The organism is Pseudomonas serbiensis (assembly GCF_030580745.1).
Classification (GTDB): Bacteria; Pseudomonadota; Gammaproteobacteria; order Pseudomonadales; family Pseudomonadaceae; genus Aquipseudomonas; species Aquipseudomonas serbiensis.
Map to the genome: position 1 here is coordinate 41,318 of NZ_JAUQOO010000029.1, position 8,824 is coordinate 50,141.

Annotated in this window: 10 protein-coding genes; 7 read left to right on the forward strand and 3 right to left on the reverse strand. The window is 56.7% G+C overall.

The annotated features are described in order from the left end of the window. Nucleotides 1–15: 15 nt before the first annotated feature. The 3 genes from Q6A51_RS25215 to Q6A51_RS25225 all read left to right on the forward strand — a co-directional run bounded on the left by Q6A51_RS25215 (nucleotide 16) and on the right by Q6A51_RS25225 (nucleotide 2,534). Nucleotides 16–801 carry an outer membrane protein OmpK gene (locus Q6A51_RS25215; protein WP_304575993.1) on the forward strand — a complete coding sequence of 262 codons (786 nt, stop codon included), beginning with the start codon at nucleotides 16–18 and terminating at the stop codon, nucleotides 799–801. 155 nt (nucleotides 802–956) lie between these two features. Beyond that, nucleotides 957–1,646, forward strand: coding sequence for a lipopolysaccharide core heptose(II)-phosphate phosphatase PmrG (pmrG, locus tag Q6A51_RS25220; RefSeq protein ID WP_304575994.1), 690 nt, complete (start codon nucleotides 957–959; stop codon nucleotides 1,644–1,646). Nucleotides 1,647–1,667: 21 nt separating this feature from the next. Next, nucleotides 1,668–2,534, forward strand: coding sequence for a phosphatase PAP2 family protein (locus Q6A51_RS25225; RefSeq protein WP_304575995.1), 867 nt, complete (start codon nucleotides 1,668–1,670; stop codon nucleotides 2,532–2,534). On the opposite strand, the gene Q6A51_RS25230 is transcribed toward Q6A51_RS25225, so the two are convergent. Beyond that, on the reverse strand, nucleotides 2,464–3,372 hold the full coding sequence (locus tag Q6A51_RS25230) for a DUF808 domain-containing protein (protein ID WP_304575996.1): 909 nt from the start codon (nucleotides 3,370–3,372) through the stop codon (nucleotides 2,464–2,466). The two genes, Q6A51_RS25225 and Q6A51_RS25230, sit on opposite strands and share 71 nt — an antisense overlap. A gap of 213 nt (nucleotides 3,373–3,585) precedes the next feature. Between Q6A51_RS25230 and Q6A51_RS25235 the strand changes: the two genes are divergently transcribed. Together Q6A51_RS25235 and Q6A51_RS25240 are read left to right on the forward strand one after the other, a co-directional pair. Continuing rightward, a complete protein-coding gene (locus Q6A51_RS25235) occupies nucleotides 3,586–4,875 on the forward strand; it encodes a hypothetical protein (RefSeq protein WP_304575997.1) in 1,290 nt (429 codons plus the stop codon). Beyond that, entirely contained in the window at nucleotides 4,876–5,526 is a 651-nt protein-coding gene (locus tag Q6A51_RS25240) for a LysE family translocator (RefSeq protein ID WP_201019979.1), read from the forward strand. It abuts the gene before it with no gap. On the opposite strand, the gene Q6A51_RS25245 is transcribed toward Q6A51_RS25240, so the two are convergent. Continuing rightward, entirely contained in the window at nucleotides 5,479–6,279 is an 801-nt protein-coding gene (locus tag Q6A51_RS25245) for an AraC family transcriptional regulator (protein WP_201019980.1), read from the reverse strand. The two genes, Q6A51_RS25240 and Q6A51_RS25245, sit on opposite strands and share 48 nt — an antisense overlap. 224 nt (nucleotides 6,280–6,503) lie before the next feature. Here Q6A51_RS25245 and Q6A51_RS25250 point away from each other — a divergent pair, with 224 nt between their 5' ends. Then, a complete protein-coding gene (locus Q6A51_RS25250) occupies nucleotides 6,504–6,983 on the forward strand; it encodes a transketolase (protein ID WP_201019981.1) in 480 nt (159 codons plus the stop codon). Nucleotides 6,984–6,989: 6 nt separating this feature from the next. Here Q6A51_RS25250 and Q6A51_RS25255 read toward each other — a convergent pair whose 3' ends face one another. After that, nucleotides 6,990–7,496 carry an Lrp/AsnC family transcriptional regulator gene (locus tag Q6A51_RS25255; protein WP_201007386.1) on the reverse strand — a complete coding sequence of 169 codons (507 nt, stop codon included), beginning with the start codon at nucleotides 7,494–7,496 and terminating at the stop codon, nucleotides 6,990–6,992. Nucleotides 7,497–7,649: 153 nt separating this feature from the next. On the opposite strand from Q6A51_RS25255, the gene Q6A51_RS25260 reads away from it, so the two are divergent. Then, nucleotides 7,650–8,666 (forward strand): 1-aminocyclopropane-1-carboxylate deaminase, encoded by a 1,017-nt coding sequence (locus Q6A51_RS25260; protein WP_201007384.1) that lies wholly within the window; start codon nucleotides 7,650–7,652, stop codon nucleotides 8,664–8,666. Nucleotides 8,667–8,824: the final 158 nt, after the last annotated feature.

An 8,824-nucleotide genomic window follows, 5' to 3' on the forward strand; every position in this document is an offset into this window, starting at 1 on the left:
CAAGGGAGCAACCGCATGAACCGTACTTTTTCCAGCCTGTTACTGGCCGGTAGTCTGCTGGCCGCAGGCTCGGCCATGGCCGGCGATCTGTTGCAATGGCAGACCAACAGCCTGACCTACCTCAACGGTCGGGACTTCACGGTCAACCCGGAAATACAACAGACCTTTACCTTCGAACATGCGGATGGCTGGAAATACGGCGACAACTTCTTCTTCGTCGACAAGATCTTCTACAACGGCAAGAAAGACGCGAACAGCGGCCCGAACACTTACTACGGTGAGTTCTCGCCACGCCTGTCGATGGGCAAGATCTTCGGCCAGAAGTTTGAGCTGGGGCCTATCTCGGACGTGCTGCTGGCCGCCACTTATGAGTTCGGAGAAGGCGATAACGAGTCGTACCTGATCGGTCCAGGCTTTGACCTGAACATCCCGGGCTTCGATTACTTCCAGTTGAACTTCTACCAGCGCCAGACCGAAGGCAATCGTCCGGGCGACGGCGTATGGCAGATCACGCCGGTATGGTCCTACACCATTCCAATGGGCAAATCCGATGTGGTGGTCGACGGCTTCATCGACTGGGTCGTGGATAACGACAAGAACGCCCGTGGCACCTACCACGCCAACCTGCACATCAACCCACAGATCAAGTACGACCTGGGCAAGGCGTTGAACTTCCCTGAGAAACAACTCTACGTCGGTATCGAATACGACTACTGGAGCAACAAGTACGGCATCAAGGACACTTCATCCTTTGATACCGACCAGAACACTGCAAGCCTTCTGGTCAAAGTGTTCTTCTGATCACAGGCCGCATCGGGCGAGGTTGCACTGCGGTGCCGCCTCGCCAGTACTGAACACCCTCTTTCTCAATTGTTTTTTCACATCTCGTTGACCGGTCATTGACCTGTCGCGCCCTACTCTGCGGTCCAGTCCTCCCCTTGTGACGGCGACCAGCCTTGAATACCCAATCGCTCTACGACCAGTTGGCCATTGCCAGTCACGCTGGCTACAGAAACCTTACCCATTACCCAAAAGCGCTGTGGCTACTGCCGCTGATGCTGGCCGCTATATGGCTGGGCACCTCGCTGTTGACGCCCTCTGGCCCACTCGATCTCTCACTGGGCCACAACCTGCGCAAGGCCGGCGTGCTTGCCCACTGGGCCGAAGGTGATCTGGTCATTCTGGTGCGCCATGCAGAGCGTTGCGATCACTCGACCAATCCCTGTCTTGGACCACCCGACGGCATTACCCGTAAAGGTCAGTTAGTAGCACAGGAACTGGGCAATTCGTTCAGAGCCCTTGATCTGAGCCACACGGACATTTTCAACAGCCCTCTGCTGCGTACGGCCCAGACCGCAGGCTTTGCGTTCAAAGGCGCAAGCATTCCTCAGGACTGGTTGGGCAACTGTCGCCACACGATGCTGGAAGACTTGCAGCAGCACAAAGTCGACCAACGAAACATGGTGCTGGTCACTCACAGCGAGTGCTTCAACCAACTGGAGAAGTCGCTGAAAGTTTCGGCACGCACCGTGCCCGACTATGGCAGCGCCCTGTTCATGGCTGTTAACCCCAAAGATCACAGCACCAGGATTCTGGGCTTTCTCGATGCCCAGGACTGGAAGTCCGTCATGCCGCAACATCCATAAGCCATCAGGAAATCCGGCCGCGTGAATACTCTAAAAAATCGCTTCTACTTGATGAATGTCGGCATACCTTTATTGCTGGCGGCTCTGGTCTTTGTCGTCTTCGACCTGACCGAACTGGATGTCACCCTCAGCAATCTGTTGTACGACCCTGTTACCCAGGTATTCCCGTTCCAGCACGACAGGCTTTTTGAAAACCTGACACATCGCTGGCCACGGATCATTCCGGACTGGACAGGTGAGCTGGCAATCATCGGAGCATTGCTTTCATTTGTATGGCCCAGGTTCAAGGCCGACAAACATCAGCGCCTGATTGCCACTCTGGAAAGACTTCGTATCGCCAGGGTACTCAAGTTTCTTGCCCGTCACCGCCGTGACTTTATCTTCGTTGTCGTTGCCTTCGCGATAACCACTGGCATGGTTCATTACTTCAAAAGCCACACCAGTGTTTACTGCCCGGTCGAAACAACCCTGTATGGCGGCACTCAGGAAAAGAAAGAATGGTTCGAGAACTTCAACCTGCTGCATGAAGCCGGAAAAGGACGCTGCTGGCCCGGTGGTCACGCCTCAAGCGGTTTTACCCTGTTGGCGCTGTACTTCGTCGCCCGCCGCTACCGCTGGCGACATGCTCGCAAGCTGTTGGGCTGGGTTCTGCTGCTGGGCATGGTGTATGGCACGACCCGCGTCCTGCAAGGCTGGCACTTCATGTCCCACACCTTCTGGTCCGGGATTCTGGTATGGCTCACGATGCTGCTGACCGCCCTGTTCTTCTATGGACGACCAGCACTTCAGGCATCACTTGAGCCAGGCAACAATCAGCTCAACCCCTTGCCGACTTCCACACCTTACCCGCCAGCGTCACCACGACCACCAGTGCCGCACCGGCAATGATTCCGGCAATGGCATCCATCAGGGTCGGGACTACGATGGAGAAACCGCCGACAGCACTGGCCGCGCTTTCGGTGATGCCCTCGACCCAGTGATGAGCGAACGGCAAGCCATGCACCAGAATGCCGCCGCCGACCATGAACATGGCGGCGGTGCCAAGGATAGACAGCGCTTTCATCAAGACCGGAGCCAGCCAGAGCAAGCCATTGCCTATGCTTTGCGAGGCAGAGCTGGCGCTCTTTTTCAGGTGCAGGCCCAGGTCGTCGAGTTTCACGATACCGGCCACCAAACCATATACGCCGACTGTAATCAGCACCGCGACTATCACCAGTACGCCAACCTGATCAAGGAACGGCCGGCTTGAAACCACGCCCAGTGCCAGGACGATGATTTCTGCCGAAAGGATGAAGTCCGTGCGGATGGCGCCTTTGATCCGTTCCTTCTCGAACGCAACCATGTCCACTGATGCATCGCCAGCAGCCTGTTTACGCTCTTCGTGTTCTTGACCTGCATCGGAATGCAGCCATTTGTGGACAATCTTTTCAGCCCCCTCGAAACACAGGTAGGCACCGCCGATCATCAGCAAAGGCAGGATCGCCCATGGCGCAAAGGCGCTGATAAGCAATGCGGCAGGCACCAGAATCGCCTTGTTGAGCAATGAGCCCTTGGCCACCGCCCACACTACCGGCAACTCCCGGTCGGCCGAGACGCCCGTGACTTGTTGCGCATTGAGGGCCAGGTCATCGCCCAGCACACCCGCCGTCTTTTTGGTGGCCAGTGCCACATCGTCGAGCAGGGTTGCAATGTCATCGAGCAGGGTCAGCAAGCTTCCAGCAGCCACAATCAATATCCTTGAACAAATAGAAAAACAAAACGGCGCTTATTGAATCACAGGCTACAGTCAATCGTATGACCCTATGCTTCAGAATCATCTGACCCGCGCCGACTCACAACGTTTTGCCCACATTCACGACTGTCACACAACAGCAATTATTTCCAATACCCGCTCCGTCCCGACTGCTTTGATTGGCCCCCTCATCCACCGGGAGCCATCATGAACAGCATTTTCTGGCCTAGGCGAAAACAGCACCTGATCCGATCCGTCCAGCTTGCCAAGCCCGACACGTTCCCACCCGAACTGCTCGACTCCTTGAAAAACATCACTCGAATGGCCAATGCCATCCGGGAGCTCGAACGCGCTGGCAGCAAAGACTCAGTGCTGGTGAAAAACATCGTGCTGTCGATTGCCAATCATCTGGCGACCGCCTCCGGCCAACTGACGGATGAAGCTTCAAGACAAGCCATGGGCCTGCTTGCAGAAGGGCTGATGGGGTGCATGGCTCTCGAAAATGCCGGCCCCGCGCTGGCAGCACTGAATGAGAATGAACTGGTGGGTTACGTCGGGCCGCTGTCGACATGGCTGGGCAAGTCACGGGAAACAGGGTTTTCGGCATTTTTCGGAACGCCGAACCAGAAGCTCCAGGCGGTCTCGGATGTGATCGACCATCACTTCGAGAGCAGCGTGGCCAGGCTTTCCGAGCGTTTTGACGTCGAACTTCAACGGTTGCCAGCCTGTTCTTACAAGATCATCGATCTGTGTGCGATTGCCGGTGAGGCCGATACCTTCCCCAAGCACTTCGCTTATTTCATGCCCGAAGATCAGGGCATCAAATACGCGCCGTTCAAGCGCACGGTGGTGTTCGCCAACACGTACCTGAACCTCTACCGGCAAATCGCGCTGGAGCAGAAGGGTATCTTTGGCTGGGCGGATGCTGATCTGCCGGCAGAACAGGACGCCGAGCGTTACCTGATCGGCTGGTTCCGCGGGCATGACCTTGGCCACTCGATCGTGCTCAAGAACACCGATTACCGAAAGCTGAGTCGCCATGACCGCTGGGGCTCGATGATTGCCCAGGAAACCGTGGCCGATGTGTTTGGTTTCATGTTGGCAATGGACCCGGCGATTGCTGAAAGGCTTGAACTGGACCCGGTCATGATGATGCGGCTCTATGTGCTGGAGCTGTTCCGTTACCTGCGGCGCGGGCCAGAGCAGTTCCCGGACGCTGGCGCCGCTTACGTCCAACTGAAAATGCTGGAAGAAGCCGGCGTCTTGTCGGTGCTCAAACCGGGCACCATCGCCATAGACTCCGAAGCGTTCCCGCAGGCCATGGCCCATATCACCCGCACGCTGCTCACCGCAGTCATGTCCGATGATATCCAGGCTTTCGACGGCTTCCTGAAAAACTATGGCGCCCACCTTGCCCAAGGCGCGGATCTGCTGTTCGGGCTGCCCGTCTGTGAAACCACCCTTTTCTATGAACAGTCCTTGCTGGAGAACACATAAGTGGAGTTTTACAACGGCTTTCTATTGAGCCTTTCACTGTGCCTGGAGATCGGTCTGGCCAACATGGCCATGATCACATTGTCGATGCAGCGCGGGTTCAGACAGGGCGTCTGGCTGGGCGTAGGCACCTGCATCGGCGACCTGGTCTACGCCATTCTCGCTCTGGCGGGCATGGCGGTGCTGCTTCAGTACGAGGCGGTTCGCTGGGCGCTATGGCTGGGTGGCTCGGCGGTACTGGCTTACCTGTGCTTCAAGATGGTTGCCAGCGCCATGCGGGTCAAGGCTGGGGTCAGCGGATCGGAAATGCAGTGGGGCAACACGAATTTCGCGCTTTTCTCCAAGGGCATCTTTCTCGCAATGTCCTCGCCCAGCGCGATCCTGTGGTTTGCTGCGGTAGGCGGCGCAATCATCGCCAAACAGGGCGTGGACCTGAACAGCTCGGTTCTCTTCCTCTCGGGCTTTTTCAGCGCAGGTATTTTCTGGGCACTGGTGCTGTGTACCCTGGCCTACCACGGTGGCCAGCTGCTGGGTGAAAAGATGCTCAGATGGACCTACATCGCATCGGCGCTGATATTTGCCTACTTCACCCTGTACGTCGTCATTTCAGGCTATATGGAGTTCGTCAGTGCGCAGCCCGTTATTGAACATTGATGCATAGCGATTAGGGGATATGCCCATCACCCGGCGGAACGAATTGCACATGTGGCCCTGGTCATAAAAGTACAGTTCAGTGGCAACCCTTGCCGCCGCATCGCCCCGGCGAAGTCTCTTGCGCACTTCGATCAGCCTGAGCTGCTTCAGGAACTGCATAGGCGCCAGAGACTTCACCATCTTGAAACTGCGCACCAGATGAAACTTCGAGAGCCCTGCCATGGCACTGATATCTTGCAGGTCGATGTCTTCGTAAAGGTTGTCGAGCATGAATTCCACAACTCGGGAAACCACATCAAGTTCGACGATAACGCTGCCTTGATCCCGAAACCTGGAGAGTTCGGCCAACAGTTCATAAGGTGCCTCTTCGCGGCGGGAAGAGTCATTGGCCGCGTGCAGCGCAGCGATGGCCTTGAACAGGGCACCGTCGATGAACGCGCCTTCGTCAAACAGCGGCCCCTGGGTATCGCCAAAGACCGACGCCACGTGAGCGGCATCCAGGTGAACACTGATGAACCTGGCACCTGCCGAGCAGAATCGGGAAGACTGGACCGTCATCGGGTTATAGAGGGTGACCTGACCGGGCAGCACTTCCTGAGAGCGGCCGTCATACCAGATACGTTCGCGACCGGAAAGATTGGCGCTGATCACATATTCTTCATGGGTATGGCGAGGAAACTCAGCGTTGCATGCTGAAACCAGAGAGCACTCGGCAAACGGGCGTTTTGAAAGGGCTTCGATGATCGGCGTCATAGTGTTATTCCGTTAACTGCTCTGAAAGTCCCTGCCCCGACCTCCAGATCGAGCCCGCGCCGGCCGAGTAAATACAGGCGCTTGAGTGAGATTGTCCTACAAACGCACAGTATCGTTTTTGTATCAGGGGTTCAAGCGAGCAACTCCCCCTTCCCGACTTGTGGCGTGAGTGTTGCATCACGAAACCCGATTATTGATCGCTGCACCAACAACAAGGGGCTGTCATGCACACTGATTCGCAACGAGCGCAATGGTTGAAACCGACCTCTCAAGAGACGGGCGTCATCATCGTTTCCAATGCAAACCTGCCTCAATACATCATCGACACACTCAATACCGAAATCAGTGACTGGGAACAGGTGGCTTATCTGGTCATCAAGCAATCGACCCAACTGGAAGAGGAATGGCTCGATGCTGAAAACCGGGCCTTCAGTGCGCAAAAACCTTCGAGCTGCGAAGCCAATGGCTTGCTGAGTTCAATCCCCAAGACCTGCCATCTGCTGGATGTGGAAGCCAGCCATCGGGCGCATCTGTCCTGGCTGGGTTCGGTGTGCGGGCACAAGCTGCACTTTTTCGAGCTGGAGAAGCTGGAAGAACAGACCCCGTCCAAGGCCTCGATGGACTCACAGGTAGAAGAAATACTGGCGGCGACCCGGCATCTGGTGAAGAACTACCTGCAGGATCATTTCATGTCGCCCTCCTGACCGTGCCTACATGGGGATCTGGGTGGTTGAAAGCACCTGACGCAAGCCCATGAAGGAGCGGATCTGCCTGACGCCCGGCAGATAAAGCAGTTGCTCGGCGTGCAGCCGGTTGAAGCTCTGGCTGTCTTTGGTGCGCAGCAACATGAAATAGTCGAACTCCCCGGTCACCACATGAAACTCCATGCAGCCGGAAACCTTCTGCGCAGCCTCCTCGAACTGGGCGAATGAGTCCGGGGTCGAGCGATCCAGTACCACGCCGATCAGTACCACCATCCCCGCTTCCAGCGCTTCGCCGTTGAGCAGCGCCACCACGCCTTTTATGACACCCGCGTCCTTGAGCCGCTCGACACGCCTCAGGCAGGCCGGCGGGCTCAGTTTGACCTTTTCGGCCAGCGCCACGTTGGAAATGGACGCATCACGCTGCAACGTCTTGAGGATGGCCCGGTCGATCCTGTCGAGCAGCGGCGTGATATCGGCGTCCGGCTTTTTGCCTCGTTCATTTATTGCTTTCATATGGACTTTCTAGAAATAAAATTAATTTTCAATTTCCAGAGACTAACTTTAATTTCCTAAATAGACAATTCTTTGCAACCACGATTATTGATCGATTTTCTATGATAGGTCCCATCGCAGCACGTTAATGATTCCTCTCATTGGAGACTCGATATGAACCTGACCAAATTCAAGCGCTATCCCCTGACATTCGGCCCTTCGCCTATCACTCCGCTCAAGCGTCTCAGCGAGCATCTGGGCGGCAAGGTCGAGCTGTATGCCAAGCGCGAAGACTGCAACAGCGGTCTGGCATTTGGCGGGAACAAGACGCGCAAGCTTGAATACCTCATCCCCGAAGCCATCGAAGGCGGTTATGACACCCTGGTGTCCATCGGCGGTATCCAGTCGAACCAGACTCGTCAGGTAGCAGCCGTCGCCGCTCACCTGGGCATGAAGTGCGTGCTGGTCCAGGAGAACTGGGTGAACTACTCCGATGCGGTGTACGACCGTGTGGGCAATATCGAGATGTCCCGCATCATGGGAGCTGATGTGCGTCTGGATTCGGCAGGCTTTGATATCGGTATCCGCCCGAGCTGGGAAAAAGCCATGGCCGATGTGGTCGAGAGTGGCGGCAAGCCGTTCCCGATTCCGGCAGGCTGCTCGGAACACCCTTATGGCGGCCTGGGCTTCGTGCGGTTTGCCGATGAAGTGCGCCAACAGGAAGAAGAACTGGGCTTCAAGTTCGATTACATCGTCGTCTGCTCGGTCACCGGCAGTACCCACGCCGGGATGGTGGTCGGTTTCGCTGCCGATGGCCGTGCTCAGCGGGTGATCGGTATCGATGCCTCGGCAAAACCGGATCAGACCCGCGAGCAAGTGCTGCGCATTGCTCAGAACACCGCAAAACTGGTGGAGCTGGGCCGTGAAATCACCGCCGATGACGTAGTCCTCGATACTCGTTATGCGTACCCGGAATACGGCCTGCCAAACGAAGGCACTCTGGATGCAATCCGCACCTGCGCCCGTCTGGAAGGCGTGCTGACCGACCCGGTCTACGAAGGCAAATCCATGCACGGCATGATCGACATGGTCCGCAACGGCGAATTCCCCGAGGGCTCGAAAGTGCTTTACGCACACCTGGGCGGCGTACCGGCACTCAATGCCTACAGCTTCCTGTTCAAGGATGGTTGATCGCACATGACATGAATTGTTAAGGCGTACCTGTACCTTGTGGGAGGGGGGGGGGGGGGGGGGGGGCGCGGGGGGGGGCACGCCCTTTTTTCCGCGCGACAAACCTTTCTGGCGCCCCCCCCCCCCCCCCGGGGGGGTGTCCACTTTATAAATAAGAC

What these genes read in the sequence shown, in the direction of transcription:
- Q6A51_RS25215 (WP_304575993.1), top strand. Translation starts at nt 16, where the DNA reads ATGAACCGTACTTTTTCCAGCCTGTTACTGGCCGGTAGTCTGCTGGCC.
- Q6A51_RS25235 (WP_304575997.1), top strand. Translation starts at nt 3,586, where the DNA reads ATGAACAGCATTTTCTGGCCTAGGCGAAAACAGCACCTGATCCGATCC.
- Q6A51_RS25245 (WP_201019980.1), bottom strand. Translation starts at nt 6,279, where the DNA reads ATGACGCCGATCATCGAAGCCCTTTCAAAACGCCCGTTTGCCGAGTGC.
- Q6A51_RS25250 (WP_201019981.1), top strand. Translation starts at nt 6,504, where the DNA reads ATGCACACTGATTCGCAACGAGCGCAATGGTTGAAACCGACCTCTCAA.
- Q6A51_RS25255 (WP_201007386.1), bottom strand. Translation starts at nt 7,496, where the DNA reads ATGAAAGCAATAAATGAACGAGGCAAAAAGCCGGACGCCGATATCACG.
- Q6A51_RS25260 (WP_201007384.1), top strand. Translation starts at nt 7,650, where the DNA reads ATGAACCTGACCAAATTCAAGCGCTATCCCCTGACATTCGGCCCTTCG.